This window comes from Yersinia vastinensis (assembly GCF_044905075.1).
Classification (GTDB): Bacteria; Pseudomonadota; Gammaproteobacteria; order Enterobacterales; family Enterobacteriaceae; genus Yersinia; species Yersinia vastinensis.
In genome coordinates this window covers 2,376,495-2,401,933 of sequence record NZ_CP173260.1, presented here as the reverse complement: position 1 = coordinate 2,401,933, position 25,439 = coordinate 2,376,495, and the positions used below count along the sequence as shown (strand labels likewise).

Here is a 25,439-nt window from a genome sequence, read left to right as displayed (position 1 = left end):
GTATTAAGTTTCCTATTAATAATAAGTACATAATTGAGAGAACGTCAAATTCTAGTTTGATGTCAAATAGATAATTAAAGTTTAAATTTTTGCCGCTTCGGGCAATTTGCGCAATCGTTGACCGACATACAAGGCCAGCAGTAACAAGATGGCGATAAACCCAACGACCCCAGTCCACCCTAAATTAAGCCAAAAAATACCGCCTAATGTTCCTGCAACACTCGAACCGGCATAATAACAAAATAAATATAGTGATGAGGCTTGCGCTTTCGCACGGCGGGCGCGTCGCCCAATCCAGCTACTGGCAACCGAGTGGGCGGCGAAAAAACCAGCAGTAAAGATCATCATGCCAATTAAGATCGTAATGACGGGTGAGAACCCCGTCATTATCACCCCAATCAGCATCATACCGATTGATGCCATTAATACTGGTCCACGACCATAGCGACTGGTTAACGCGCCCGCTTTGGGTGAACTATAAGAACCTGTTAGATAAACAATCGATAATAAACCGACTACGGCTTGGCTGAGATAATACGGCGGTGACAGCAAACGATAACCAATGTAATTAAATAAAGTCACAAAGCTGCCCATGATCAAAAAACCTTCGGCAAACAGCAATGGCAAACCTGAATCGCGCCAGTGCAACTTGAAATTGATCACTAAAGTGCGAGGCCGTAATGATGTGGGCCTGAAATGTTTCGACGCGGGAAGAATGCGCCAAAACATACAAGCAGCAGCTAAGGCAAACAAGCCAATCACCGCCAGTGCGATACGCCACGAGAAGAAATCACTCAGAACCCCGGTGACCAAACGGCCACTCATACCACCAATGGAGTTACCGCTGATATACAACCCCATAGAAAGAGCCACAAAGCTTGGGTGAATTTCCTCACTGAGGTAGGTCATTGCCACGGCCGCCACGCCGCTGAGGGACAAGCCAATCAATGCCCGCATGAACAAAATGCCATGCCAACTCGTCATAAATGAACAAATTAACGTGCAGATAGCGGCCAACATCAATGCGACGACCATGACTGACTTTCGCCCAACGGCATCAGATAGAGGGCCAGTAAACATTAAGCCAAAAGCCAACATCCCGGTTGCGGTTGAAAGCGATAAACTGCTGCCCGCAGGTGAAATATTAAAATCCTGCGATAGCAGTGGCAAAATCGGTTGGACGCAATAGAGCAGGGCAAAAGTGGCAAGTCCGGCTGAAAAAAAAGCGAATGTGACGCGAATAAACTCTGGTGTACCGCGTTGAATATAAGGGCGTTTAGTTAAACGAGAGACTTTTGATTCAGCCACTAACGTAGTGGCATCATCATTTGCTGCAAGAGTCGGCCCTAAGGTATCCGTAGGGCGCAAAGAGGTGGTCACGGTATTTCCTTAATCAAAATCATAACGATCTGCTTCAATAGCAAGATCATAGAAATAGCTAAGTTTTTTGTCTAATATATTAATTATTAAAAATAAGACGTTTAAAGTATTAATGGGGTTGGATGAGCATAGAACTCAGGCACTTACGTTATTTCATTGCGGTAGCAGAAGAGTTGCACTTTGGAAGAGCTGCGGAGCGTTTGCGCATTTCACAACCCCCCCTAAGCCAACAGATTCAAATTCTGGAGGAGCAAATTGGCGCCCGGTTGTTCGCACGTAATAACCGTAACGTCAGTCTAACCCAAGCAGGCGAGCTGTTTTTGAAAGAGTCTTACCAAATTCTGGCTCAAGTGAATACCGCATCAGAAAAGGCCGCACGCCTACATCGTGGTGAATCCGGTGAATTGACCATCGGCTTTACGTCATCTGCTCCTTTTATCAGTACAGTGTCGAAAAATTTACGTGCTTTTCGCCAATTACATCCACAAGTGCATATTAAAATGCAGGAGGTTAACACCAAACAGCAAATTGAGCCGTTGTTGGATGGACGACTTGATCTTGGTGTAATGCGCAATACTCGCTTACCGGATGCTCTACAATACCGTTTGCTGCTGCGCGAACCTTTGGTTGCCGTTGTCCACAAAGAGCACCCGCTCGCTGCATTACCCAGCATCAAATACCACTCATTGGCCGAGCAGCCTTTTGTTTTTTTTGCTCGGGAAGTAGGCACGGCTTTATATGATGAAATTCTCACGTTGTTAGCGCGTGCCGGCATCACGCCTTATATTACTCAAGAGGTTGGGGAGGCGATGACAATTGTCGGCTTAGTCTCTTCAGGTCTAGGGGTTTCAATCTTGCCAGCATCATTTACTCGAGTAAAAGTGGATGGAGTGAAATATTTGCCTCTAGCCGAAGAAAGCGCCACCACCGAAGTATGGCTGGTTAACCATAAGCATCGGCCTGTGACCGCGCCGGCAGAAGCATTGATTCGCCTGATGGTTGCAGATCTCTCTGGCCTGACTTCGTATAAATAACCATCATCGCGTGCAAGAAAATCGGTGATTATGTGCAGTAAATCACATAACTAATCAAATAGTTGACGCCATATGCTAAAAGCCCCAACATAGCCGATAATCTTTATTTAGAAGCGCGAAAAATACTCGGTGGCAGAGAAGGAGCCGGTTTAGTGATAACGGATGGACAGCCTGGGCATATTGATCAAATCAAGCAGACCAATGCAGGGGCCGTTTATCGGCTGATTGATTTGTTCGGCCCGATATCCCGCATTGAACTGTCTAAGAGGGCGCAACTGGCCCCCGCCAGTATCACAAAAATTGTGCGTGAACTGGTTGAAGCTCATCTGGTCAAAGAGACTGAATATCAAGATGTGGGTAGCCGCGGGCGGCCAGCCATTGGTTTAGTCCTTGATACTGAAGCTTGGCACTATGTCTCTGGGCGTATTAGTCGCGGGTCTATTACTCTCGCGCTGCGTGATCTGAGCAGTAAATTAGTGGTCGAAGACCAAATTCCACTGCCTGATTGCCATCCGGAACCCCTCCTTAGCCGTATTCTTAGCGAAGTCGATCAATTCTTTATTCGTCATCAGGAAAAACTTGAGAGACTGACTGCAATCGCAATTACCATGCCAGGCATTATTGATGCGCCTGCCGGTGTTGTGCATAAAATGCCGTTTTATGACGTAGACGAAATGCTGCTTGGGCCAGCGCTTGAGCAACGAACGGGATTACCTGTTTACCTGCAACATGATATTTGTGCCTGGACGATGGCCGAAGCGCTGTATGGTGCCTCGCGTGGTTGCCAAAATGTTATTCAGGTGGTGATTGATCATAATGTCGGGGCCGGCGTTATTGCCGCTGGGCGAGTATTGCATGCGGGTAGCCGCAGTGTGGTTGAAATTGGCCATACCCAAGTCGATCCTTATGGTAAACGCTGTTATTGCGGTAATCATGGTTGCCTTGAAACTGTCGCCAGTATTGAAAATATGCTGGAAATTGCACAACAGCGATTAAATGGCTCGATGAGCTCGTTATTACACGGTTCGCCTTTAAATGTTGAGTCTTTATGTGATGCCGCTTTAGCTGGCGACCAATTAGCGAAAGATATTATTTTGGGTGTCGGTCACAGTGTTGGGCGAATTATTGCCATAATGGTCAATTTATTTAACCCAGAAAAAATTTTAGTGGGTTCACCACTAAATAAAGCAGCGTCTATTCTACATCCGGCAATCGCATCTTGTATTCGCCAACAAGCATTACCTGCTTACAGCGAAAATATCCTTGTTGAGCCGACAGCCTTCTTTAATCAAGGAACAATGCCGGGTGCTGCATTAGTAAAAGAAGCATTATATAACGGCTCATTACTGGTGAAATTACTGCAAGGATAAGGTACTCACTAATAATTAAGAGTTAATTATTAGTGAGTACCTGCAGTGTATTTCTCTACATTATTTGATGTCATCCGTTAAAAACCTTCCTCAGTTCGGTAAAACATTGCGCTAACGCAAGCTGTCAATTGCTAGCTTCGCCTAGACTTTTATCCATGTTGCCAATTTCGCTAATGTTATGCGAAAAGACGTGAGTCGAAGAGGCTAGATTGCGGAGTATTGTTATGTTAACGCGTGTATTTGTGACGGGGACCGACACTGCTGTTGGTAAAACCATAGTGTCACGGGCCTTACTTCAGGCCTTGAGTCAAAATGACAGAACAGCAGTGGGCTATAAGCCGGTCGCGACAGAAAGTAAAGAAACACCTGATGGATTGCGTAATCAGGATGCGTTGATTTTACAGAATTCATCTTCAATTGACGTTGATTATCAGGATGTTAACCCATATCCTCTGGCTAGCGATGTTATCCATGCATGCACGGATACATTGATTAATTACGACAGAATGACACAAGGGCTACAGCAATTATCTGATAAAGCAGATGCTGTTGTGGTCGAGGGTTGCGGTGGTTGGAAAGTCATGATGAATGACCAACGCTTTTATTCTGATTGGGTAATACAAGAACAATTACCGGTTATTTTAGTGGTAGGTATTAAATTAGGTTGTATCAATCATGCGTTATTAACAGCACAAGCCATCATCAATGATGGATTACCTTTATTAGGTTGGGTCGCTAATCGTATTAATCCGGGGCTGGCGCATTATGCTGAAACAATCGCGATGCTACGAGAACGTTTACCGGCACCACAGTTAGGGCAATTGCCTTATCTGCAACATCCAGAACAAAAACCACTGGCACAATATTTAGATCTGACAGCAATAAATAGATAATATATTTATCGCCATAGCGTTACTGTTGGTTAAATTAATTATTTCCGTTAGCTTTGGCTATTATCAGCTTATTTTAGCGCGAATGATAGACAGAGATAGGGCGCAACCAGCGTGCTATTGTTGTCGAAATAACGCAGGCTAAAAGTAGCCCAGGGAGTAGGGTGTATTCGCCCGTCATTTCACAAACCATTAATGCGGCCATTATGGGAGCATGAGTGGTAGCGGCCAACAAAGTTGCCATACCGGTCAATGCCATAAGTACGGCGATGTTGTCGCCCAACACTGGCCACCAAGCTAACATCTGTCCACACAACATTCCCAACGCGGCCCCGACAAACAGTGTCGGGGTAAAAACCCCGCCCGGTGCGCCCGAGCCACTGCTCGCTAACACCGCCATTAGTTTGCATATCAGTATGCCGCCAATAAGTAAAACACCGGGTGGCGTGGTCAAAAATGACTGTACGACACTGTAGCCATTTCCCCAAACCTCAGGAAAAATAAGAGAGAGTAGCCCAACAATAATTCCCCCAAGAGCAAGTTGTAATGGCGGGGATAAATTCAATGAACGAAATGCATGCCCACTGGCGCTCATGCCTCTAAGAAATAGTGGCCCACAAAAACCGGCTAATAATCCTAACAATCCCATGACTAAATATTGTATTGGCCAAGGGGATGGCAGCGCTTGCACTTGATAAAGCGTATCTTGACCACCGTGCAGCAGATTCGTGGTCAGTAGTGCACTGACCGCAGCGATAACCACCGGGCCAAGAGATGCCAACATTAAGGTGCCAAACAAAATTTCTGCAATAAACAGACTGCCTGCCAGAGGGGCATGATAAGCACTGGCCATCCCGGCTGCGGCACCGCAGGCTACCCAAAGTTTCCACTCTTTCGGTTTGGCGTAGCGCTGAGCAAAAACAGAGGCAAATAAAGCGGCCAAGAGCACCATCGCACCTTCTCGACCAATGGCGCTACCACTGGATACCACCAATAAAGAGGCCAGCGACTTAACCAAACTAGCAGAAACATCTAATCGGCCATCGCCTGTTTCAATGGCTTCCATATAATCGGTTGGGGCACTGGGCTTTCGATGTTGGTAACGTTGGTATGCCCACAGTAAGGAGCCGGCAGCTAAACCGCCCAATGCCGGAGTCAAAGCTCGCCGCCAGCCAGTAATAGAAGAGGCGGCAGCGACCAGACTTCCATCAGTTCGGGCGAATAATAACCACTCTAACCCCAACATGGCTTGATGGAATAACCACACGATCAGCGCAGACATCATGCCGAGCATAATGGCGATCAGCAGCCGGCGCAGCATGACTCGGTAGTAATACAGATGAGCGGGTCGTTTCATTTAACAAAACTGCCGGACATATTGAGGCAAACCCCATATTTTCATCATTGTTAAAACAAAAGGGCGCACCCCAAGGTACGCCCACGCCCGGATAAGGACGAAGAAATTACTCGCCGTCGGTTATGCGGGTATAAACAATTTTCTGAGTATCATTTTCGCAATGCCCTACAACTTGCCCACCGGCTTGTTGCACCTGATCATTGGGAACAATCTCCAATTTAAAACCAGATTCGGGCACGCCATTGCTAATGATTTTCTGCGTGATCTCTGCTTTTACACTTTCACAAGATGCTAAAGCAGCTAATGGCGCTAGAGAGAGTAGCAATGTGCTGATAATAAGCGTTTTTTTCATCATAAAATCCTTATGTGGATGAATAGCTTGCCTAACGTATTGATTCTTAAACTGTACCTAAAGGATAGCCCAGACTCACTTAACCTCAAGTAAATCTGAGTCATTGCCATCAATTACGGATTAATCTGGCGACCGGACAAACGATCCAAGCAACGTTGGGTATTGGGTTCCCAATAGGCGTTCAAGTTTTCGCTACGCTGACAGTTATCTTTCGCATCTTCAGCACGATCGTATTTATCAAAATTCTTTTCTACTCGGTTATTCACTTTATTGCGTAGACGATGGGTATCATCCCATTGTTGCTGACTTTGGCGTGCCTGTTCTTTTGACATTGGGTCATTGTTCCCACCGACAGACACGCAGGTGCTGCCTTGAGTACACGTTGCCGATTGTGCCAATGCAGGTGTTTGCCAAGTGAGCGGCAATGCAAGCGCTGCTATGGGTAAAAAAGCACGGATCAAGCGTGGCAGGCTATTTATCTTCATCGTCTTAAGTCCTTTATGAGTCGGTGATGTTAAATCACATATAATTAATGACACGCTATCAGCGGATAGAGAAATTATATCATTGCTCATGGTCTATACACTAGCTAGCGACAATCTTGTTTAGGATCTGTAGAGTGACTAAATGTTACTTTTTATTGTTGTTTAGGCTGTAACTCATTGGCAGGACAACAAAGAGATCTGACCGTGTTAAAAACATCGTTGCTATTTTTTGTCACCGCATTAGCTGAGATTATTGGCTGTTTCTTGCCTTATTTATGGTTGCGCAAGGGCGGCACAATTTGGTTATTGTTACCCGCAGCGGCCAGTTTAGCGATATTTGTCTGGTTATTGACATTACATCCCGCAGCAAGTGGGCGCGTTTATGCCGCATATGGCGGGGTTTATGTTGCGACAGCATTAATTTGGTTGCGTGTTGTTGATGGCGTGAAACTTTCTGCATTCGATTGGATTGGTGCAGGAGTCGCGTTGACTGGCATGCTGATTATTGTCGCGGGGTGGCGAGTCAATTAAGGGCGGGGTGGTGATACCGCCGCCACTTTGTTCTTTGCCAAATTAACCTTCGCGGTGAATACTCAATCCAGCAAAGGACTGACTGACTGGCATCATTTCCAGTGAGTTGATATTAACGCGAGGAGGCAGGGTTGCTACCCAATAAACCGCTTCGGCAACATCTTCAGGTGTTAGCGGGTTAGCGCCACTGTAGGTTTTATCAACCTTTTCGTCATCACCTTTAAATCGAACAGCTGAAAATTCAGTGCCGCCCACCATACCTGGTTCGATGTCCGTCACACGGATATGAGTTCCGTGTAAGTCGGCACGTAGTCCTAGGCTAAATTGTTTAACAAAGGCCTTGGTTGCACCGTAAACATTGCCGCCAGCGTAAGGCCAGTTGGCCGCAGTAGATCCAATGTTAATAACATGGCCGACATTTCGCGCCACCATTGCAGGCAATAAGGCGCGAGTCATATTCACCAAACCTTTGGTATTGGTGTCAATCATTGTATCCCAATCTTCAACATTGGCCTTGTGAGCCGGTTCCAGCCCCAATGCCAGACCCGCATTATTCACCAGCACATCAATGTTTCTCAGACCAGCAGGAAGATCCTCAATAACTTGTTGAATCGCAGCGCGATTTCTTACATCTAAACGTACCGTATGCAGCTTATCACCCAGTTCAGCTTTTAACTCATCCAGCCGTTCCTGACGACGGCCAGTCGCGATAACTTGATGACCTTCGTGAATAAATTTGCGAGCGATAGCCTCACCAAAACCGGAGGTCGCGCCAGTGACGAAAACGATCATATGCATTCCTTATTTTCCGTTGCCAACAATATAATTGATATGGATTAACACACTCATGGATTTGAAAGCCACCACGATAGCCCTATGTTGTCTTTCCGCGTCTGATAGGTTTCTTACGCACTTCGTCGCCTGCATCCCGGCTAAGCGCCAATGTATCTACTACCGATAGTAATGCGACCACACCAATAACCACAAACGCTATCTGGAAATTTTCCAGTGGGATCATTCCCGCCCGATAAGGATGGAACCACTCAGCAATCCGTAACGCCAATGCGCCAATCGCAATACCCAAGCCGATTGCTAGTTGTTGGGCCATATTGGACAGTGTGTTGGCACCGGCCATTTTGGGTGGTGGTACTTCAGAAAATGCTAATGTATTAAGTGCCGTAAATTGCATGGAACGCGTCAGTCCGCTAACAAAAAGTAGCATTATAATTAGCGTGTTAGGAGTGTCTGGTGTGATTAGTGCACAGGCAAAGATAGTGGCAGCATTTAGCAAGCCATTGACAAGCAGTGTCGGGCGGAAACGAAAGCGATACAGAATAGCTGAGGTAAAAGGTTTCATGGCAAGATTACCGGCAAAAACGGCTAACACCAGTAAACCAGCACTGAAGGCGCTTAATCCAAAACCAATCTGGAACAACAGAGGCAGTAAAAATGGCACTGCACCAATCGCCATGCGGAATAGACCACCACCCCAGACTGTGACGCTGTAACTTTTTATCTGCAAAGCCCACAAGTCAATTAATGGGAAAGCCTGGCGTTTTGCATGATAGACAGCACAAGCACCGAGCATCAGGCTACCTGCAATACAAAACAGAGGGACTAAACGCGAGAAACTTTGATGATTAAACAGCTCCAAACCGAACATCAAGCCGAAACAAGCTGAACCCGTTAATAAAAAGCCGAGAGTATCAAATGGTGTCTCTTTCTGAGGTGACTCCTGCGGAATAAGCCGCCAAGCCAACCACAATCCAATAATTCCCAGCGGGACATTTAAAATAAAAATCCAGTGCCAGGAGGCATAGGTAGTAATAAAACCACCTACTGGTGGCCCAAGAATAGGTGCCACCAGTCCCGGCCAGGTAATTGTGGCGATGGCTTTAATCAAATCTGCTTTAGCTGTATTACGCAAGACAATCAAGCGGCCAACAGGCACCATCATAGCGCCACCAAATCCTTGTAATATACGCGCGCCCGTAAACTCCATCAGATTGGTACTTAAAGCACAAAGCACTGATGCTAAAGTGAAGATCACCATAGCAGCCGCAAAGATATTACGGGCGCCAAAGCGATTAGCAATCCAACCACTGGCAGGAATAAAAACCGTCAGCGTGAGAATATAGGCTGAAATACCAATATTCATATCAATAGGATGCACGGCAAATGCTGAGGCCATCTGCGGCATGGCCGTAACGATGACCGTCCCATCAAGATTTTCCATGAAGAAAGCACCAGCGACTAATAGTGGCAGCGCCGAACTGCGTAGTGCTGAGTGGCTCATAATAAACACCTGAGCAAATGCTGATAATTAATTGATTTTAATGGAAATAAATAGAACCATCCAAACACTGGAATCATGTTTCAAATCCGGAATATTTTATGAGATATTTTGAGCATACCGGATTCAGGTAAGATTAAATAGTAGAGGAGGGTGACGGTGTCACAAATAATCGGGGAAATCGTTGAATATATTCAGACCCCCGGTGAGCATTCCGCGGGGGTCTGTAGAAAGGTTATTCAATAAGGACCACTGAAAATGATTACTTTTTCTTATACACATCGGCAGTGGCATGGATCTTATTATCAGTATTCGCTGATGTAATTACGTAATAATCGCCACCCAGTTCATCTGCTTTTTTTGATAACTCTTCTCGAGCATCCATTGGTGCCAATTCATTGGAAGTAACAATATTCCCAATTTTCTCATACTGACTAGGGTTTGCATTGAGATCTTCTTTAGTCAACAGTTCTGCTGATATTGCACCAGAAGAAAACGCACCCAGAACAGCTAACATTGTCATTGTTTTCAATAATTTCATAATATTCCTCTCATAAAGATAGCTAAGAACCATATGGAACCGTATTAAGTATTGTTCCTATAATTGGTTTTATCCAGTCGGCCTTATGTATTTCGGATTATTGCAGACTCTTGAGTGGTTATTGTTAGATTGAATTGATGAGAGAAAGACATCGTTATGGTTAGTAGACCAACCAAGCTCAAATTAATGAACTTGTCATGATAAAGGTTAAAACTCGACATTCTGCCTATCTTTATCTTGGTGCGCATAATGTATATTATGTTAAATTGAATTGAAGCCCCGGGACTGTCGCTTTCTACTCTCTTACTCAGTCATCATCAGATGAACAATGACATGTTCAGCCCACCATTACGACATAGCGTTCAGGCAGTCAGATCATGACTTTCAGTAAGCAAGTCGTAAATCGCCTCTGAAGATAACGGACCAGAAAGAAGCACGCTGACCCAGTGTTCTTTGTTCATATGATAAGCAGGTAAAATCCCCTCTTTTTGCCGTAATGACCCAATGAACTCAGGTCTAACTTTGACCTCCAGTACATCGATTTTATTCTCTGTCTTCAGTCCCAGTTTCGTGCCTGGTACGTTCATCACAATACCGAACCATTTTTTGCCGTCATGATGACGGAGCACGGCATAACTTGGAAACTTACTCCATAGGTATTCTGGATCTGAGTTGAAATGTTCCCGTGCATAATTGAAGAGTGTCTCTCTTTTCATCATTACTCCTGCATTCAAAAATTGTATGGGGGTAACGTACCATATCTCCCCTATTCTTCAGAGGGTTGTGAATTTAATCATGGCTTGCGCTACGTGAATTCTGCACTTCTTGCAGGGTCTTAGTGGGCGAGAATTCACGTAGATGCATCTACATTCGTCATTAAATTGTTTGAAGTTAGAGTTAATTAAGCGCCTAACAATGATAATTTAATTCTTTAGTCATCAACGAGATACCCGAATTCCGCCCTCAACACCTTTAGGGCTAAGTAACACTTGCCAAAGTTGGATGTTTCTCGCACGAAAAGCGCCGGCACAGGCGTTGAGATAATAAGTAAACATGCGATAAAAGCGGTCGTCATAGTTACTTTTAATCTCTGGCCAACTCTGCTGGAATGTATCGAACCAAGCCATCAGCGTGCGGTCATAATCAGCTCCAAAATTATGCCAATCTTCTAATACAAATAGCCCCTCACTCATGGAGGCAATTTGTGTTATCGATGGCAAACATCCATTGGGGAAAATATATTTGTTTATCCAAGGATCGACATTAAGGTCTGTTTGATTGGAGCCGATGGTGTGCAACAAGAATAAGCCCTCTGGTTTGAGGCTGCGAGATGCAACCTCAAAATAAGTGCGATAGTTCTTCGGGCCAACATGTTCAAACATCCCCACAGAAACAATGCGATCAAATTGCTCATTAAGATCACGATAATCTTGCAGCCGAATTTGTACATCTAATCCCTTACAGCGTTCCTGCGCCATTATCTGTTGTTCGACCGAAATCGTTATTCCCTTCACAGATACACCGTATTCTTTGGCTGCAAATGCAGATAGACCGCCCCAACCACAGCCTATATCGAGTAACGTCATGCCGGGTTTGAGCTGTAACTTTTCGCAAATCATCCGCAATTTAGCTTGTTGGGCCTGCTCTAAGGTTTCAGCTCGATCCCAATACGCGCAGGAATATTGCATATAGGGGTCGAGCATACGGCTAAATAAATCATTGCCTAAATCATAGTGTTCTTTACCTACGATCCAGGCACGCTTACGTGTTTGAAAGTTAAAGAGACGCGCGGAAGCGATGCGGATGATATCACTGAGGCGCTTAGGGAGTTGAGTATCAAGTTCGGCCGCTAAAATAGATTGGAAAAAAATATCTAAGCGATCGCATTCCCACCAACCATCCATATAGCTCTCACCTAATCCAAGAGAACCTTCTTGTAATACCCGCTTGAAAAACTTTGGGTTGTTAACTCGAATATCCTGTGGTCGGTTTCCATTTATTGCGATCCTTGCCTGACTCAGCATTTCCGCCGTAATTCTGTACCAGTGATCTTGTTTTAATTCTGAATCAATGCAAGTCGAACTCATTATTCATCCTCTCTTTCATTCTCAACAACATAATTCATTCAGTTTACTCAATAATCCATAAGAGCATTTATGAGTACATATTTTGATGGAGATACACCAAAGTAAGACTTAAATGCTCTAGAGAAGGAGCTTTGACTTGGAAAACCTAGTGTCATGCTAATTTCTTTTAATGTTGTATTGCTATTTTTTAATTCCAAAACTTTATTAAGTGCATGGTATAAACGTTCACGTTTAATATATTTCGATACTGATATTTGATGATGGTAATCAAATTCCCTCAAGAAGTAAGAGCGTGAATAACCGGAAATAGAGACAACATCGGATGCTGCTACCCTCTTCCCATTTTCTATTTTATTTGATATCCATTCCCTTATTTCAGGAAATGTCGATAGCACGACTTTTTCTTTAAATTGTCTTTTCATTTTATTAACCATATTCCGATATACAAGAATAGCAATTAGACGAATTCTATATAGATAACACCCGCTGGGTTATTTATAGAGCTTTTGAATTATAGCGATACTCGCTTGGCGACATATTAAAGTATGTTTTAAATGTCTGGCAGAATGTACTTTGACTTGGGAATCCCATTCCTTCACTAATCTCACTGACTTTCAAGTTGGTCCATATGAGTTTACTTGCTGAAATTCTTAACCTTTTCTCTCTAATGTATTGAGATAAACTGATTCCGATGACTATTTGAAATTCACGCAAGAAGTAAGAACGAGAATATCCCGTAATGACAATAACGTCGGTAGACTTTATTCCGCGGTGAATATTCTTTTCAATCCAACATAGGACATCTGGAAAGCTTTGAGTAATAAACTTATCTTTAGCCACAGAGTTACCTCGAGTAGTAACCATTGCTTGTTGGTGAAAGGAAGACATCATGATTTATTTTTGCTTCAAAAATCAGCGCTTCAGTCGGGCAGGCAAATTGGAATTGTGCATCTAATATAAAATTATTTTTTACTTCTTGAATCTTGTAGGAGATTTTGCATCGATGCATTTCAGTAGTGATTCTTCTTGCTTTTTGATCTAATTCACCTAAAAAATTAAACAGAACTTCTTTATTGGTGAATTCTTTACAAAGCGAAATTGTCCTTTTCTGATGGTCGATAGTGTAGCTAATATCAACGATTACCCCTCTTTTTTCTATAACAGTATTCATATTAAAATCCTATATTAGTGGTTTCAATAGACTATATAATTATTATGAAAATAGATAAGACTACAAAAATAGCGCCCATACAAAACAGACTAAAAATAGCACTAAAGCGATAGCAGGAATTATTGCGGCTTGGCTAGACTTCTCCATGATTCTAATCCTTAATCACCATCCATTTATTTCGTTGTTTGATGGTAACGAGTTAATTTGCTGGGTATTAAATAATTATGAATAAATCGTACTGAGACATAACTAATGACTAATGTTGCTACTACAGCTTCTAACGTCGCGATTCTATGCAACTGTTGAGCGTATTCAATTGCCTGTGGATATTGTCCTACCAGATTGGCCATTTTATAGAGTGCTGTCGCACCGATAGCCATCGGGAAAGTAAAAGCAGCATAACCGGGGCTAAAAGGCAGCCGCATTAGGCGGAAGAAAGCACAATAAATCACTAATGTCATTAGCAAGGCAATCCCCAGCAATATGGCACAGAGCAATAAAGAGGGCTCTTTAACCACAGTGAGATATCCGGCTAATGATAGACTGGCAGGTGCGGCCATGATGGCAATTGTTGGTTTTGCTGCATCGGGGACTTCATTACGAAACATGAAACGATAAATCATCATAGGCAACATCAGCAGATAACTTACCATACCAATAGCTAGCAAAATCAATGCAAAACTATGAAATGCGTCACTGGGGCACATCACATCTGCCACAATAATACCGACAGGCGGTATAAACCAGCTCGGTACCATATGGTGTAAGTTAGGCTCTTGTGCTCGATGATAAATGAAAAGCACCAGTGCAATTAAGTGCACAATAACCGCCCCCAACCAAAGCACTTCACCCGCTGTCGGGGAGAAATTACCCAGTGCTTTAGACACAACCATGGCGGCCATTGCAAAGGTTGGAACAATACTGCCCACTACGGGGTGTTTAATATCCTGATGTAGGGTATCGGGATGAAGAATAAAACGCATAATCATCACACACAGCAGACCTGCTGCAATCAAAGCTCCGACGTTTTGCCCTGCTCCTTCAAGGGGTAAAGCATTTTCTAAACACAAACCTAAGCTGGCAATCCCTAAAGCTAACCCCGCAACTGGCGTCGGCAATCCCCGAACTTTGTGATGCATATATCTCAACACGTTATTACCTCGATTTTTCATCTCTATCTACGGCAAAAATTATAGCGATAAGGTATCATTTAAAAAATCGAGTTATTAATTACAACAGGTTTAGAAAAACTAAACGATGAATATTACTTTTAAGCAGCTTTCCGTTTTTGTGTCTATCGTGCGCCATGGCAGTATGACACTTGCCGCGGATTCAATATTTATGACCAAAGGCGCTGTCTCCCAAACTCTAGCTGAATTAGAAAATCAGCTAGGTATTCGTCTATTTGATAGGCAACATGCGCGATTAATTATCAATCATGAAGGAAAAAAGCTGCTGCCTGTGGCGGATGAGCTATTAGCGCGTGTACAAGGCGTTGAGCAACTGTTTGATGAAAAATCACATGATATTCATCTTAATTTAGGCTGTACTAAAACTATTGGCAGCTATGTATTGCCAGATATGTTGACCAAGTTTGAGAACAAATATGGCTGGCTACCTCAATCGGTCATCGCAAATACACAAGAAATTGGTGGTATGTTGAATAGTTTCGAGATTGACGTTGCCCTATTGGAAGGGCCGACAACAGAACCCAATCTCATTTGTGAGCCTTGGATGGAAGATGAGATGGTGATTATTGTGAGTAAGAATCACCCACTGGCCAAAGAGAAAATAGTGTCTTATGAAACATTGAATCAGGAAAGCTGGATTCTACGTGAACGTGGTTCTAGCAGCCGGGCTTTTTTCGATAATCAACTTGCATTACATTTACATAATCCGCATGTATCCCTTTCGCTTAATGCCTTTGATGCCATTCTCTCGTGTGTAAGAAATAATTTAGGCATTACATTTATCTCGAACAGAATACTCGCACAACCATTCTATAAAGGGCATTTTGTTCAACTTGAAACCGAGCATCGTTTTTATCGTAAACTCACGCTTTGTTATCATAAAAGCAAGTTTATCTCACCGACGCTACGTTCTTGGATTGCCTTTAGCCAATTATGGGCCACTCGACTCTCCATTCCCTGAACCGAATGTGATTTATCGCTCATGCCGGAATATCTATCTCACCATCCGGCATAAATCAGCCCTTATTCATCTGGAACAATGGGAAGCCGTTGTTTAGTATGTAGGTATTCTGCTTACGCTATCAGTAAATCCGGTATTTATGAAAAAACTCATTAAACGGCTGGAGATCATTAAAAGCGCCATTGAGCTTGAAGATGACGAAATAATCCGACACCAACTTCCTTATCTTAAAAGTGAAACTCAGGATGCTGTACTTGTCTTTATTGCCATGTCCATTGAGCAAGGTAAATTTTCCGCCGCGCTAGAGGCTATTTCCGCGTGGTTGGGAAATAAACAAGCGGTAACCGAGTGGCAAGATCTGGAGTTGGCGGCCTGTAAATTAGAATTAAAAGCGCTAGAAGAGCAATTACGCGAGTTAATCGATAAACGTAATGAGCGTATTCAGTTACTGGATGATTTTAACGACCTCTACCTTGTTCGCCTAGGCCCATTAATGAAGCAAATTCTCCATTTGCGTAAGCAATTGGCGGAGAGCACGTTGCGAAAAGCGGAAGCCGAAGCGCGCCGTCGGGAGCGCGATTATCGCCATTGCCAACAATACATCGCCCAGGCTATTGATGAACTTGCCTCGTTAAAACAACGTTGGTTAGACCTTTCCGCTATTTCCAGCGAAACCGTTGAAATACGAGAACAAATTCAGCAACAAACGGCGCTTGTGACAGCACTTCTGGCTGAGATTAAAGAGTTGGAAAATGGCTTTAACACGCGAAACACTGAGTCAACGCGCAAAGCCCGCGAAGAAGCAAAAGAGAAATATGAGAGCTATCAAGAGCAGCAAAATGATGCTGAACAGCGACACGATAATAACCAGAAACTCTCAGCTGATCAGCGCCAAGAATTGAAACGTTTATGGCGGCAAGCCAGTCGGCTTTGTCACCCTGATTTAGTGGCGGATGAATTTAAAGAGAAAGCCCATCAGCTCATGGTACAACTCAACCAAGCTCGTCAACGAGGTGATTTCTCTGCCATTCATCAGTTGCTGGAGAACCTAAAGCAAGGGCTTGAGCCACTGATGTCCAGTGACCTTATTGATGATCTTGAGCGGCTGCGGCGTAAAATTAATGAAGTTCGACATCAAATTGATGCGATGCTGCGTGAATTGGCCGCATTGGAAAAAGAAGAGTCTTGGCGGCTTGCCACCTCCCTGCCCGATAAAGATGGCTGGTTCAAAGAACAAGAAAGCGTACTTTCGAAAACGCTCAATATCCTAAAACGACAAGTCGCGGAAGTCTCAACGGTGCTGTATGAAGCATGATGTCAGTTTAAACGACATCATGCTTCCCACAATATAAAGACATTGGGTCAGCTAACTTTTTTGCGGTTATTGGCCCAGTAACTGTTTCACATCCAGCAGAATAAATTCGTTATCGTCGGCCTCATTGGGTTGGCGGCTGGAGGAGAACGGAAAGTTATTATCATTACCGACAATAATATGAGTGCCATCGACGACATCAACATTTTCAATGGTGAAGAATGGGAATGTCAGCACACCGTTATTTAGGGGCTTACGCGCCAGATGTTGTGGATCTTGAATGTTCAGTAAATCAATATAAGCAACTTTATCGACCGGTTTCCCGACGTTATCCTCCGAAAATGCAATTTTGTATACGCGTTTGAACTTGGCCGTTTGGCTAAAGCAATTGTCTGTCGGTGCGCCAGCTACACAAGCTTTGTCCGCCGTACCCTCACCATTGTCGCGTTCGATAACTAGCCCATGCGTAGTGTCAATCATATTGAAATCGCCAATAGCATTCTGGTTATCCTCCAGGACATATTGCCAACTGCGCCCTGTCCATTTCTGCTGTTTTACATCAAACTCCAGCACACGCAGGTAGCGTTTACCGTCAATATTCTCAAACTTGTCGCCGTCCCACAGTGCCCCTTCCAGTATAGGGTATAACTTGCTGCCATCAGGCGATGCGGCCATTCCTTCAAACCCTTTTGAGCGTGCTACCTGGAAGTTCTGTTTAGCATCTGGGGCACCGGGTAATGTAAGTGTGGGATTGTCTGGTGACTTCACTACCTTACCGTCAACCTGTGTCTCGAAGACGGCCAGCACTTTACCATTCAAATCAGCCTTAATCAGGTACGGGCCGAATTCATCGCCAATCCATAGGGCATCATCGGCAAACTGGAAACTTTCGGGGTCAAAATCACTACCGGTCAGATAACGTTTTTCGGTGCTTTCGTTGACGATATGAAAAGGAACGTTTTTATCCGGGTCGTGTAAAAACAGGGTTTGCAACGGTGTGACACTGCCATTTTTGAAATCAATATTGTAGTGATTGAGGTACAACATAGCATCCGGCGAGTTGGCTTTACTGCCAAATCCGTTATCAGTTAGTACCCAATAAGTGCCGTCTGGCATGTGCTTTATGCCGGAATGTCCTTGTAGGGGTTGACCACGAATGGGTAGCCCGATGCCAGTGAGGCGATCAGCTGATTTACCCGCCACTGAGCCTAACGTCGTGACTCGTTGACCTCGGGTGTATTTGCCACTTTCTTGTAAATCGTTGGGCGCATCTTGCGGTGCTGCGACAACGGATTTCACAGGTAAAACGGCATGCCCAGCAAGTGTAGCCGGCACTTCAACCGCTTGTGCTGCCCATAAAGAGGTACTGAACGTAATATGGCTTGCCAGTAGTGCCAACCTAAATGTGGTCATTTTCATGTTAAGTTCCCTAATTATTGTTATTGCCCAAAGGTTAAAAGCCACCTCACTATAGGGAGCCTGAATGACAGAAATATTATCCCCGTTATTCTCTATCAATAGGGAACGATTGGTGCATAATCACTCTGAGTATTATTAAGTTCGTATTCATTCTCAAATAAGGTAATCATGATGAAAGATAACGAATATCAGCCACCGAAAGTCTGGACGGAAAACAGTGCCAGCGGTGGTGTATGGTCCAAAATCAATCGTCCAACGGCCGGTGCTCGATATGAAGCAGAACTCCCTGTTGGCAAGCATCCTTTACAACTCTATTCATTGGCGACACCGAATGGCCAGAAAGTGACTATTCTGTTGGAAGAGTTGCTGGCGTTAGGGGAAAAAGGGGCCGAATATGATGCCCATTTGATTCGTATCGGTGAAGGTGATCAATTCTCAAGTGGTTTTGTTGCCGTCAATCCCAATTCGAAGATCCCAGCCTTGATGGACCATTCAACTACCCCGCCCGTCAGGGTGTTTGAGTCAGGGGCCATTTTGCTTTATTTGGCGGATAAATTTGGTCATTTCTTACCAAAATCCCATGCTGGTAGAACGGAAGCGCTGAACTGGCTGTTCTGGTTACAGGGCGCAGCGCCTTATCTAGGGGGAGGATTTGGTCATTTCTATCACTATGCGCCAGTGAAGATTGAATACGCTATCGACCGTTTTACTATGGAAGCGAAGCGCCAGCTTGATTTGCTCAACACGCAGTTGGAAACACACGAATATATTGCTGGTGATGAGTATTCAATTGCCGATATCGCTATCTGGCCATGGTACGGCAATCTGGTTTTAGGCTTGCAATATGACGCTGGGGAGTTTCTGGATGTGAAGTCCTATACCCATCTAATTCGCTGGACTGAGGCCATTGCCAAGCGGCCTGCGGTACAACGTGGTCGTATTGTTAATCGCACTTGGGGCGCACCAGAAGAACAGTTACCGGAACGCCATGATGCATCAGATTTTGACCGTTTATAGTGTGTAAATAGATGAAGAGGATACGGATATCCTCTTCGGTACTTAGCCGTTTTCAAGCATTCTTTTCGTTCGATAGAAGAGTAACAGCAGCACAAAAGCAATCACCGTCAAAAAGATTACATAAGCCCCATAGGTTGGTAGCATTTGCGCCAGCGTTTGCCCCCGCAGAGCAAAGTCACGATAAAAACGGTATTGCCACACGAGCGGGAAAGCATAGCTGAGGTAATAGGCCCAAAGCGGCAGGAAACCAACCGCCATGGTTGCACCGCCCATAATAAACCCCGGAGGAACAAGAAAAGTCATCAGGCTAGCCCCTTCTCCTGGGTGTTGCGTTGACCAGGAAAGAATCAATGCCAACCAACCGAAAGCCAGCCCCGTCATGAAGATAGTCGGAACATACGCAAAATAGTTACCGTCAAATCTCAGTTGGCCAAAAAGCACCAACAAAGCGCTAACAACCGTAATGCCGGTGGTGTAAAAAAAAGCATAAGGCACCATTCGACACATTAATGCCAAAGGCCCTCGGTTAAATATCGCCGTCTTCCAAGCTCCCGTGACTTTCAATCGCCCTACCACCATCAGTGTTGCCAGCCCATAGAACAATGAAGAGAAAAAATACACAAATGCGATGCTGGTTGAGTTAGTGGCGGTATTCGTCGGGTTAAAAAGATGTCGATTTTTAAGCTGCATTGGGCTTAGCGCCGCCTCAGTGCCCTCTCGTCCAAGCCCCAATGAAGAGATACGCAGCGCGCCAATCTCTGCGCCAAGTTCTGGAATGTATTCATTAAGATTTTGCAGTACCTCGGCATTTTGCGCTGAATTACTGTGGTCAGCAAAATAACCCAGACGCACGGTTTTATCGCCCGTTTTCAGGCTTTTTTCTAACCCTTTGGGAATATAAAGCACGCCAATATTGCGATCATGTGCCGTCAATATTTCAGGGTTTACTGGCGTCCGTAATATCTGAGTGACTTCAATATAGGAAGACGTATTTATCTTCTGAATTAATTCAGCCGAATACTGAGAAGCATCAAGATCGATGACGGCAATTTTACCTTCAAATACTGTTGAGTGAGAAAACACCAGTGAAAACAGCAATGCAATGACACCCGCAACCACGATAGCCACCTTGTGGTAAGGCATAACATGCCCGGACATCATTGCAGCCACCTCGTCGTACATGGATTTAACGATGTTTTGCATCATTCACCTCAAGCGTCATTCCGGTGAGCAACTGTGGCTTTTCTTCGGTGTAAATCCGTACCTGATAGGAAGTTAAATCCGCCTGACCACGTTCCCTAGTCATACGTAAATCGGCAAAAGAGGCCGCTGCGCTGGCAAAACGCACAATGCCGTTAACCTGAGTATCCAGTGCCGGCACCTTGGCTGTCACGATTGTGCCGGGCGAATATGCGCCAACACTGTTTTCATTGACATAAATATCAACGTATTGGCGATCGGTCTCCAACAGTACAGCAGGTGCGCCCGCGGGAACCATTTCTCCTGACTCATAAAGGAGCTTAAGCACTTTACCCGCCTCTGGTGCGGTCAATGTCAGGCGCTGATGGTTAATTTCCAATTGCCTCAGCTCCGCCTGAGATTGATCCAACTGAGCTAAGAGTTGGTCCAGTACATTTTGCCGGTTTTTGATTGATTCACGCGAGTTGGCAATTGCCTGAAGTGTCATGCCCTGAGCACTGGCCTTATCTGCGAGATTTTTTATTTGTGCTGGTGTGGTGCCAATCATCGCTGACGCTAACTGACGCTCTGCCTGTACCACCGCCGAATGTGTCGTGGTTAACGCGCTGCTCGCTGTATCCAGCATGGATTGCGAAACACTGCCGGTGTTATGCAATTTTGCAATACGGTTAAAGTCGGTGCGAGCAAGGTTTTCACTGGCACGAGCAGCACTTAAGGTGGCTTGGATTTCCTCTATTTTCCGCCAGGAAGAAACCTCCGTTAATTGAGTTTCATTGCTGGCAATTCGGATGGCCGATTCTTCCTGACGGATAAGCGCTTCTTGCGAGCGGATAACCGCTTTAAGACGATCAAGGGCGATATTGCTATCCCTATCATCCAGAACCATCAGGATATCGCCCTTTTTCACCCGCTGAGATTCTTGAACTTGCCGCGTGATGAGTTTTCCACCCACATTCTCAAAGGCGATGTTAACGTTGTCGGCTGTCAGCACCCCTGATTTTAGATTTTGTGCCACAGATACCGCATCATTCCTTGATCCGAAATAGATAAGACTTGAACCTAGGATGAGCAGGCCCAAAAAGGTCACTGCGGTTTTTAGTATCGGTTTTGATGCATTATTTTGTTCTGGTTTCAATTTATTTAGCCGACTAAGTATATGATTAAAAAAAGGCCACGGTAGGTAAGCCCCGAATATTTATGGTTTTTTTCGCAGTAATTTTTGTAACATTGAAATCAGAGTTTCGCGTTCTTGGTCATCAAGGACCTCGGCAAAAGAGTGAATGGCATTAAAGTGACCCGGTAACGCTTCTTTAATGAGTCGACGGCCTGCGGGACTTAACGCAATTAAGCGGGAGCGGCCATCTGCCAGTGTTCTAGTCATGGTAATCAAAGGTTCAGGCGCGGTAAGCATGCGTTTGACCATCACGGAAACCGTTGCAGGCGCAACTCCAATTCTAGACGCCAACTCGCTGGCTGCGGTTTCACCTTCACCGTAGAGCGACATTAATAGAATGAATTTACCTTCTGAGATGTCATAGTCTTGGGCTAGGCGATCATAAATATTTGATCGAATTAAATCTGCGGTAGTAATGAGATTGAGAACTAAGTCCACACCCGAAACGTCGCTGCCAAGGTTCTCTTGGCGCTGAACACGGGCCAGAACTTCACGGGTGGGAAGATCCCTTGCTTTATAATTCATCGTATTTGCATCATTTTATTTAGCCGGCTAAATTATAGCTAGCCCAAGAAAAAATACAACACAGAAAGCACGGTGAATTGAGCCTGCAAGCTCAAGATGCTAACTCCCCACCGCCTACAAAGGGAGTTTTCCCGGCAATCTTCATCACTTCCGCCCCCAACGTGACAAAAGGTGCACGCCGGCTGGCATAGATTATCCCCCCTGCCTTCGCTCGCACGGCTTTGACAGTATCCGTGATCGGGTCAATGATTTCAGCCACCACATCTTCTTTTTCTACCCATTCACCGGGCTGGCGTAATAACAGCAACAGGCCACTGGCTGGAGCAGTGACAATTTCGCCTGCGGAAAACGGCAACATAACGACATCGCGCTGCGGGATATCCGGCTTATCGGCGGCAATGGCCCCGCGATGCTGCAAATAGTGATAAATACGTTCAGCATCTGCACTGGCCAGTGCATGGCTGACATCTTGCTGCCCGCGCAATTCTACCGTCACCGCCATACAAGCTGGTGCGAGGTCTGGATATTGTGCTGTCAAACGATGCCACGGCAAACCACAAGCTTCATCAAAAGAGCCGCCGCCACTGTCTTGTGATAACAGCACAGTGTCGATATGCAAAAAACGGGCGAGTGTCTCGACTGGCTCACGCCAAGCGGGATCAGCATATAAATGTAGAATGGCGCTATCATCACAATGCAGATCCAGCACCAAATCAGCATCACAGGCTAACATCAGCAAATGTTGGCGCAATGCATCAACTTCACTGATTGCAGGTAAATCGTGTAGTATCTCGAGCATCGCGCCACGAATTTGTTGCAGCCTTTGAGAGGGGGTTTGGCTGACGGTATATTGCCCCAACCTCGGTTGAGTCAACTTGGCTAAATCGGGAAAATCACGATTAAAATTACGCCCACTGACCAAATCAAAACGGCCGATTCCGCTGTTAAGCAGCACTTGCGCCATCCCTACCGGGTTAGCGATGGGTACAATAATTATTTCGCTCTGAATTTCTGCTCGCCGTTCCGCCTGGCTTAGTAATCTTTTAAGATAATGTAATACCAGCATTCCGGGAAGTTCATCGGCATGCAGACCAGCCTGTAGGTAAATTTTTTCACCCACCCCCGGCTGGCCAAAATGAAAACTGGTTAATTGACGCTGCCCACTTAGGGCATGTTCAGGTAACTTATAATGATTGATTTTCATTGGACGTCCTATCTGTGGAAAAGAAAGCCCGGCTTGACCGAATTGACAAAAAAATCCTTGAAATCCTGAGCCAGGATGGCCGTATCTCTTATCAGAAGCTGTCTGAACAGGTCAATCTGACTGCTCGCCCCTGCCTGGAGCGAGTTCGATTATTGGAGCGCGCCGGTATTATTCGCGGTTACAGTGCCATTATTGAACTGCCAGAACCTGAACACGCCTTTGTTATTCAAGCGCAAATAGCCTTGGCCGACCACGGCCACTCTCAGGCGGCCTTTGAGCAAGAAGTGCGCAAAACACCTGAAGTGTTGGACTGCTGGCTGGTTGGCGGCAGCTTCGATTTTCTGGTTCGTATTGGTTGTCGCAACATGGAACACTACCGGCTACTGGCTGATACTTGGCTGACCAGCAAGAAATTCCGCGTCGATAAAATCGTCACCATCACCGAGCTACAAGCGATAAAACGCGCCTAAACTTGGCTTGCCCGTACCTTTAGTCGTGACGGGCAAATGCTAACCAGCGCCGTTCCGCACGTGAAAACAAGAAAATCAGCATAAAAGTACACAACAAATAAAGTGCTGCGGCCATCAAAAACGGAATAAACGGCGAGTAAGTGGCAGCATAGAAAGCTCGGGCGACGCCAGTGATATCTAACAGTGTGACCGTGCTGGCAAGGGAGGTCGCATGCAGCAGAAAGACCATTTCATTATTCAGCGCAGGAATACCACGACGCAAGGTTGCGGGTAGGACTAATCGGCGAATGATTTGCCACTGCGTCATACCAAATGCTTCGCCAGCCACCCACTCCTGGCGCGGGAATGTCACCATCATGCCAGCCAATAGTTCGGCAACATAAGCACTGGTATTCAGCACCAAGGCGAGCACGGCGCAAAAGGTGGCATCGCGGAACAGCAACCAGAAGGGTTGGTCATCCTGCCACCCCAACTGCACAATATCAAACTGCGAAAGGCCGTAGTAAATCAGCATCAATTGCAGATAGAGCGGCGTGCTGCGAAAGAAATAGGTTATGCTGCGAATAAGCCACGCGAGAGGCCGTGGGCCAAATGCTTGCCCAATAGCCATGAAAAGTGCCAATAATAAACCGGGGAACACCGACAGTAAAAACAGTTTGGCCGTCATGGCAAGCCCGGTCACATCAGAGCCGTCGCTATAGAGAAATGTCGGCACGGCTTCCAGCACTGTTTGCAGATTCATCCGCGCGCCCTCGCCGTCGAGGTCGAGAGTGCATAGCGCCGTGATAGTAGGCTAAAACCCCAACTGGATAGTGCGGTAATGACCATATAAATCATCGCCACCAGAAAGTAGAACAAGAACGGTTTTTGGGTCGCGCGCCCTGCCTGTTCAGCCAGCCACACCATATCTTCTAGCCCAAGAATAGAGATCAATGCCGAGGCTTTCATCAAACCCAGCCAGTTATTGTTAATCCCGGGGATGGCAAAACTGAGCATTTGCGGCAGCATAATACGTCGAAATACTTGAGCAGGCCGCATCCCGTAGGCCACCGCGGCTTCTAACTGACCACGATCCACAGTCTGAAATGCCCCGCGAAAAGTTTCTGTGTAATAGGCACCAAACACAATGCCAATCGCCAGCACACCAGAGACAAAGGTATTAAACCGAACTGGCCCCAAACCTAATAACCCAAGGAACCCATTAACCAGCATTTCGCCGCCAAAAAATAGCAACAGCATAATCACCAGTTCAGGAATACCGCGCACCAATGTGGTGTACCCGGTTGATATCCATCGCAACCAACGCGGGCCAAACAGTTTGATAACCGCATTGATAAGCCCTAGCACCAGCGCGACTGCCAGTGATAGCAGCATAACGCACAGCGATAGCCCCGCTCCTTGTGCCAGTAACGGCAAATAGTCTGTTACCATTATCGGCCTCCCTATGCTGTAAAACGGCCACCGAGGGAAACAAGC

28 protein-coding genes are annotated in these 25,439 nt (G+C 45.4%); 8 read left to right on the top strand and 20 right to left on the bottom strand.

The features are described from left to right. Nucleotides 1–81: 81 nt before the first annotated feature. A complete protein-coding gene (locus ACIOG0_RS11275; protein WP_050097701.1) occupies nucleotides 82–1,380 on the bottom strand; it encodes an MFS transporter in 1,299 nt (432 codons plus the stop codon). A 122-nt stretch (nucleotides 1,381–1,502) separates the two neighbouring features. Between ACIOG0_RS11275 and ACIOG0_RS11270 the strand changes: the two genes are divergently transcribed. The 3 genes from ACIOG0_RS11270 (at nucleotide 1,503) to bioD (ending at nucleotide 4,677) form a co-directional block, all read left to right on the top strand. Continuing rightward, entirely contained in the window at nucleotides 1,503–2,414 is a 912-nt protein-coding gene (locus tag ACIOG0_RS11270; protein ID WP_050296158.1) for a LysR family transcriptional regulator, read from the top strand. Between the two features lie 152 nt (nucleotides 2,415–2,566). Continuing rightward, nucleotides 2,567–3,784, top strand: a complete 1,218-nt coding sequence (gene mlc, locus ACIOG0_RS11265) for an ROK family transcriptional regulator Mlc (RefSeq protein WP_050097699.1) — start codon at nucleotides 2,567–2,569, stop codon at nucleotides 3,782–3,784. A 224-nt stretch (nucleotides 3,785–4,008) separates the two neighbouring features. Then, the gene (gene bioD, locus ACIOG0_RS11260; RefSeq protein ID WP_050097698.1) at nucleotides 4,009–4,677 is read left to right on the top strand and encodes a dethiobiotin synthase; all 669 of its coding nucleotides are present in this window, start codon (nucleotides 4,009–4,011) and stop codon (nucleotides 4,675–4,677) included. A gap of 73 nt (nucleotides 4,678–4,750) precedes the next feature. Here bioD and clcB read toward each other — a convergent pair whose 3' ends face one another. The 3 genes from clcB to ACIOG0_RS11245 form a co-directional block, all read right to left on the bottom strand. Beyond that, nucleotides 4,751–6,031, bottom strand: a complete 1,281-nt coding sequence (gene clcB, locus ACIOG0_RS11255; RefSeq protein WP_050097697.1) for a voltage-gated ClC-type chloride channel ClcB — start codon at nucleotides 6,029–6,031, stop codon at nucleotides 4,751–4,753. Nucleotides 6,032–6,137: 106 nt separating this feature from the next. Then, nucleotides 6,138–6,383: a DUF1161 domain-containing protein gene (locus ACIOG0_RS11250; protein WP_050097696.1), complete on the bottom strand. Its 246-nt coding sequence runs from the start codon at nucleotides 6,381–6,383 to the stop codon at nucleotides 6,138–6,140. Nucleotides 6,384–6,496: 113 nt separating this feature from the next. Beyond that, nucleotides 6,497–6,868, bottom strand: coding sequence for a DUF1283 family protein (locus tag ACIOG0_RS11245; protein ID WP_050097695.1), 372 nt, complete (start codon nucleotides 6,866–6,868; stop codon nucleotides 6,497–6,499). Between the two features lie 204 nt (nucleotides 6,869–7,072). Here ACIOG0_RS11245 and ACIOG0_RS11240 point away from each other — a divergent pair, with 204 nt between their 5' ends. Next, nucleotides 7,073–7,399: a YnfA family protein gene (locus tag ACIOG0_RS11240; protein ID WP_050097694.1), complete on the top strand. Its 327-nt coding sequence runs from the start codon at nucleotides 7,073–7,075 to the stop codon at nucleotides 7,397–7,399. A gap of 42 nt (nucleotides 7,400–7,441) precedes the next feature. Here ACIOG0_RS11240 and ydfG read toward each other — a convergent pair whose 3' ends face one another. From ydfG to ACIOG0_RS11195, 9 genes are all read right to left on the bottom strand, one after another. After that, nucleotides 7,442–8,191, bottom strand: coding sequence for a bifunctional NADP-dependent 3-hydroxy acid dehydrogenase/3-hydroxypropionate dehydrogenase YdfG (ydfG, locus tag ACIOG0_RS11235; protein WP_050097693.1), 750 nt, complete (start codon nucleotides 8,189–8,191; stop codon nucleotides 7,442–7,444). Nucleotides 8,192–8,273: 82 nt separating this feature from the next. After that, the gene (locus tag ACIOG0_RS11230) at nucleotides 8,274–9,695 is read right to left on the bottom strand and encodes an MFS transporter (protein ID WP_050140634.1); all 1,422 of its coding nucleotides are present in this window, start codon (nucleotides 9,693–9,695) and stop codon (nucleotides 8,274–8,276) included. A 259-nt stretch (nucleotides 9,696–9,954) separates the two neighbouring features. Beyond that, nucleotides 9,955–10,233 (bottom strand): DUF1471 family periplasmic protein YahO, encoded by a 279-nt coding sequence (gene yahO / locus ACIOG0_RS11225; protein ID WP_050097691.1) that lies wholly within the window; start codon nucleotides 10,231–10,233, stop codon nucleotides 9,955–9,957. Between the two features lie 362 nt (nucleotides 10,234–10,595). Beyond that, entirely contained in the window at nucleotides 10,596–10,949 is a 354-nt protein-coding gene (locus ACIOG0_RS11220) for an MmcQ/YjbR family DNA-binding protein (RefSeq protein WP_128451551.1), read from the bottom strand. A 222-nt stretch (nucleotides 10,950–11,171) separates the two neighbouring features. After that, nucleotides 11,172–12,320, bottom strand: coding sequence for a cyclopropane fatty acyl phospholipid synthase (gene cfa, locus ACIOG0_RS11215; RefSeq protein WP_404704839.1), 1,149 nt, complete (start codon nucleotides 12,318–12,320; stop codon nucleotides 11,172–11,174). A 47-nt stretch (nucleotides 12,321–12,367) separates the two neighbouring features. After that, nucleotides 12,368–12,742 carry a helix-turn-helix transcriptional regulator gene (locus tag ACIOG0_RS11210; protein ID WP_050296160.1) on the bottom strand — a complete coding sequence of 125 codons (375 nt, stop codon included), beginning with the start codon at nucleotides 12,740–12,742 and terminating at the stop codon, nucleotides 12,368–12,370. A 73-nt stretch (nucleotides 12,743–12,815) separates the two neighbouring features. Then, nucleotides 12,816–13,160, bottom strand: coding sequence for a helix-turn-helix transcriptional regulator (locus ACIOG0_RS11205; protein ID WP_072087755.1), 345 nt, complete (start codon nucleotides 13,158–13,160; stop codon nucleotides 12,816–12,818). A gap of 4 nt (nucleotides 13,161–13,164) precedes the next feature. Next, nucleotides 13,165–13,491 carry a DUF406 family protein gene (locus ACIOG0_RS11200; RefSeq protein WP_050097688.1) on the bottom strand — a complete coding sequence of 109 codons (327 nt, stop codon included), beginning with the start codon at nucleotides 13,489–13,491 and terminating at the stop codon, nucleotides 13,165–13,167. A 173-nt stretch (nucleotides 13,492–13,664) separates the two neighbouring features. Further along, nucleotides 13,665–14,642, bottom strand: a complete 978-nt coding sequence (locus ACIOG0_RS11195; RefSeq protein ID WP_174846806.1) for a TDT family transporter — start codon at nucleotides 14,640–14,642, stop codon at nucleotides 13,665–13,667. A 106-nt stretch (nucleotides 14,643–14,748) separates the two neighbouring features. Between ACIOG0_RS11195 and ACIOG0_RS11190 the strand changes: the two genes are divergently transcribed. Beyond that, entirely contained in the window at nucleotides 14,749–15,642 is an 894-nt protein-coding gene (locus ACIOG0_RS11190) for a LysR substrate-binding domain-containing protein (protein ID WP_050097686.1), read from the top strand. A gap of 139 nt (nucleotides 15,643–15,781) precedes the next feature. Beyond that, complete coding sequence (locus tag ACIOG0_RS11185) at nucleotides 15,782–16,957, top strand: DNA repair protein (RefSeq protein ID WP_128451553.1); 1,176 nt, start codon at nucleotides 15,782–15,784, stop codon at nucleotides 16,955–16,957. Between the two features lie 66 nt (nucleotides 16,958–17,023). On the opposite strand, the gene ACIOG0_RS11180 is transcribed toward ACIOG0_RS11185, so the two are convergent. Then, nucleotides 17,024–18,373 carry an esterase-like activity of phytase family protein gene (locus ACIOG0_RS11180; protein WP_050296163.1) on the bottom strand — a complete coding sequence of 450 codons (1,350 nt, stop codon included), beginning with the start codon at nucleotides 18,371–18,373 and terminating at the stop codon, nucleotides 17,024–17,026. 171 nt (nucleotides 18,374–18,544) lie between these two features. Here ACIOG0_RS11180 and yghU point away from each other — a divergent pair, with 171 nt between their 5' ends. Further along, on the top strand, nucleotides 18,545–19,390 hold the full coding sequence (gene yghU / locus ACIOG0_RS11175) for a glutathione-dependent disulfide-bond oxidoreductase (protein ID WP_050140636.1): 846 nt from the start codon (nucleotides 18,545–18,547) through the stop codon (nucleotides 19,388–19,390). 42 nt (nucleotides 19,391–19,432) lie between these two features. Here the strand turns inward: yghU and ACIOG0_RS11170 are convergent, their stop codons facing one another. From ACIOG0_RS11170 to ACIOG0_RS11155, 4 genes are all read right to left on the bottom strand, one after another. Then, entirely contained in the window at nucleotides 19,433–20,593 is a 1,161-nt protein-coding gene (locus ACIOG0_RS11170; protein WP_050140637.1) for an ABC transporter permease, read from the bottom strand. Continuing rightward, nucleotides 20,577–21,605, bottom strand: coding sequence for an HlyD family secretion protein (locus ACIOG0_RS11165; protein WP_050097681.1), 1,029 nt, complete (start codon nucleotides 21,603–21,605; stop codon nucleotides 20,577–20,579). Before ACIOG0_RS11165 ends, ACIOG0_RS11170 begins: the two co-directional genes overlap by 17 nt. A gap of 180 nt (nucleotides 21,606–21,785) precedes the next feature. Further along, the gene (locus ACIOG0_RS11160) at nucleotides 21,786–22,289 is read right to left on the bottom strand and encodes a MarR family winged helix-turn-helix transcriptional regulator (RefSeq protein ID WP_050097680.1); all 504 of its coding nucleotides are present in this window, start codon (nucleotides 22,287–22,289) and stop codon (nucleotides 21,786–21,788) included. Between the two features lie 91 nt (nucleotides 22,290–22,380). Next, nucleotides 22,381–23,493 carry a succinylglutamate desuccinylase/aspartoacylase family protein gene (locus tag ACIOG0_RS11155; RefSeq protein WP_128451555.1) on the bottom strand — a complete coding sequence of 371 codons (1,113 nt, stop codon included), beginning with the start codon at nucleotides 23,491–23,493 and terminating at the stop codon, nucleotides 22,381–22,383. Nucleotides 23,494–23,507: 14 nt separating this feature from the next. Between ACIOG0_RS11155 and ACIOG0_RS11150 the strand changes: the two genes are divergently transcribed. After that, nucleotides 23,508–23,963 (top strand): Lrp/AsnC family transcriptional regulator, encoded by a 456-nt coding sequence (locus ACIOG0_RS11150; RefSeq protein ID WP_050097678.1) that lies wholly within the window; start codon nucleotides 23,508–23,510, stop codon nucleotides 23,961–23,963. Nucleotides 23,964–23,982: 19 nt separating this feature from the next. On the opposite strand, the gene ACIOG0_RS11145 is transcribed toward ACIOG0_RS11150, so the two are convergent. Further along, on the bottom strand, nucleotides 23,983–24,705 hold the full coding sequence (locus ACIOG0_RS11145) for an ABC transporter permease (protein ID WP_128451556.1): 723 nt from the start codon (nucleotides 24,703–24,705) through the stop codon (nucleotides 23,983–23,985). Beyond that, nucleotides 24,702–25,394: an ABC transporter permease gene (locus ACIOG0_RS11140; protein ID WP_050097676.1), complete on the bottom strand. Its 693-nt coding sequence runs from the start codon at nucleotides 25,392–25,394 to the stop codon at nucleotides 24,702–24,704. The genes ACIOG0_RS11145 and ACIOG0_RS11140 overlap by 4 nt, the downstream gene beginning before the upstream one ends. Between the last annotated feature and the right edge of the window lie 45 nt (nucleotides 25,395–25,439).

Bases quoted from the DNA above. Each gene is read 5' to 3' on its own strand.
- ACIOG0_RS11180 (WP_050296163.1), bottom strand. From the start codon at position 18,373: ATGAAAATGACCACATTTAGGTTGGCACTACTGGCAAGCCATATTACG.
- ACIOG0_RS11250 (WP_050097696.1), bottom strand. From the start codon at position 6,383: ATGAAAAAAACGCTTATTATCAGCACATTGCTACTCTCTCTAGCGCCA.
- ACIOG0_RS11270 (WP_050296158.1), top strand. From the start codon at position 1,503: ATGAGCATAGAACTCAGGCACTTACGTTATTTCATTGCGGTAGCAGAA.
- clcB (WP_050097697.1), bottom strand. From the start codon at position 6,031: ATGAAACGACCCGCTCATCTGTATTACTACCGAGTCATGCTGCGCCGG.
- ACIOG0_RS11160 (WP_050097680.1), bottom strand. From the start codon at position 22,289: ATGAATTATAAAGCAAGGGATCTTCCCACCCGTGAAGTTCTGGCCCGT.
- cfa (WP_404704839.1), bottom strand. From the start codon at position 12,320: ATGAGTTCGACTTGCATTGATTCAGAATTAAAACAAGATCACTGGTAC.
- ACIOG0_RS11155 (WP_128451555.1), bottom strand. From the start codon at position 23,493: ATGAAAATCAATCATTATAAGTTACCTGAACATGCCCTAAGTGGGCAG.
- ACIOG0_RS11140 (WP_050097676.1), bottom strand. From the start codon at position 25,394: ATGGTAACAGACTATTTGCCGTTACTGGCACAAGGAGCGGGGCTATCG.
- ACIOG0_RS11230 (WP_050140634.1), bottom strand. From the start codon at position 9,695: ATGAGCCACTCAGCACTACGCAGTTCGGCGCTGCCACTATTAGTCGCT.
- yahO (WP_050097691.1), bottom strand. From the start codon at position 10,233: ATGAAATTATTGAAAACAATGACAATGTTAGCTGTTCTGGGTGCGTTT.
- bioD (WP_050097698.1), top strand. From the start codon at position 4,009: ATGTTAACGCGTGTATTTGTGACGGGGACCGACACTGCTGTTGGTAAA.
- ACIOG0_RS11200 (WP_050097688.1), bottom strand. From the start codon at position 13,491: ATGAATACTGTTATAGAAAAAAGAGGGGTAATCGTTGATATTAGCTAC.
- ACIOG0_RS11245 (WP_050097695.1), bottom strand. From the start codon at position 6,868: ATGAAGATAAATAGCCTGCCACGCTTGATCCGTGCTTTTTTACCCATA.
- ydfG (WP_050097693.1), bottom strand. From the start codon at position 8,191: ATGATCGTTTTCGTCACTGGCGCGACCTCCGGTTTTGGTGAGGCTATC.
- ACIOG0_RS11210 (WP_050296160.1), bottom strand. From the start codon at position 12,742: ATGAAAAGACAATTTAAAGAAAAAGTCGTGCTATCGACATTTCCTGAA.
- ACIOG0_RS11170 (WP_050140637.1), bottom strand. From the start codon at position 20,593: ATGCAAAACATCGTTAAATCCATGTACGACGAGGTGGCTGCAATGATG.
- ACIOG0_RS11220 (WP_128451551.1), bottom strand. From the start codon at position 10,949: ATGAAAAGAGAGACACTCTTCAATTATGCACGGGAACATTTCAACTCA.
- ACIOG0_RS11145 (WP_128451556.1), bottom strand. From the start codon at position 24,705: ATGAATCTGCAAACAGTGCTGGAAGCCGTGCCGACATTTCTCTATAGC.
- ACIOG0_RS11190 (WP_050097686.1), top strand. From the start codon at position 14,749: ATGAATATTACTTTTAAGCAGCTTTCCGTTTTTGTGTCTATCGTGCGC.
- yghU (WP_050140636.1), top strand. From the start codon at position 18,545: ATGAAAGATAACGAATATCAGCCACCGAAAGTCTGGACGGAAAACAGT.
- ACIOG0_RS11185 (WP_128451553.1), top strand. From the start codon at position 15,782: ATGAAAAAACTCATTAAACGGCTGGAGATCATTAAAAGCGCCATTGAG.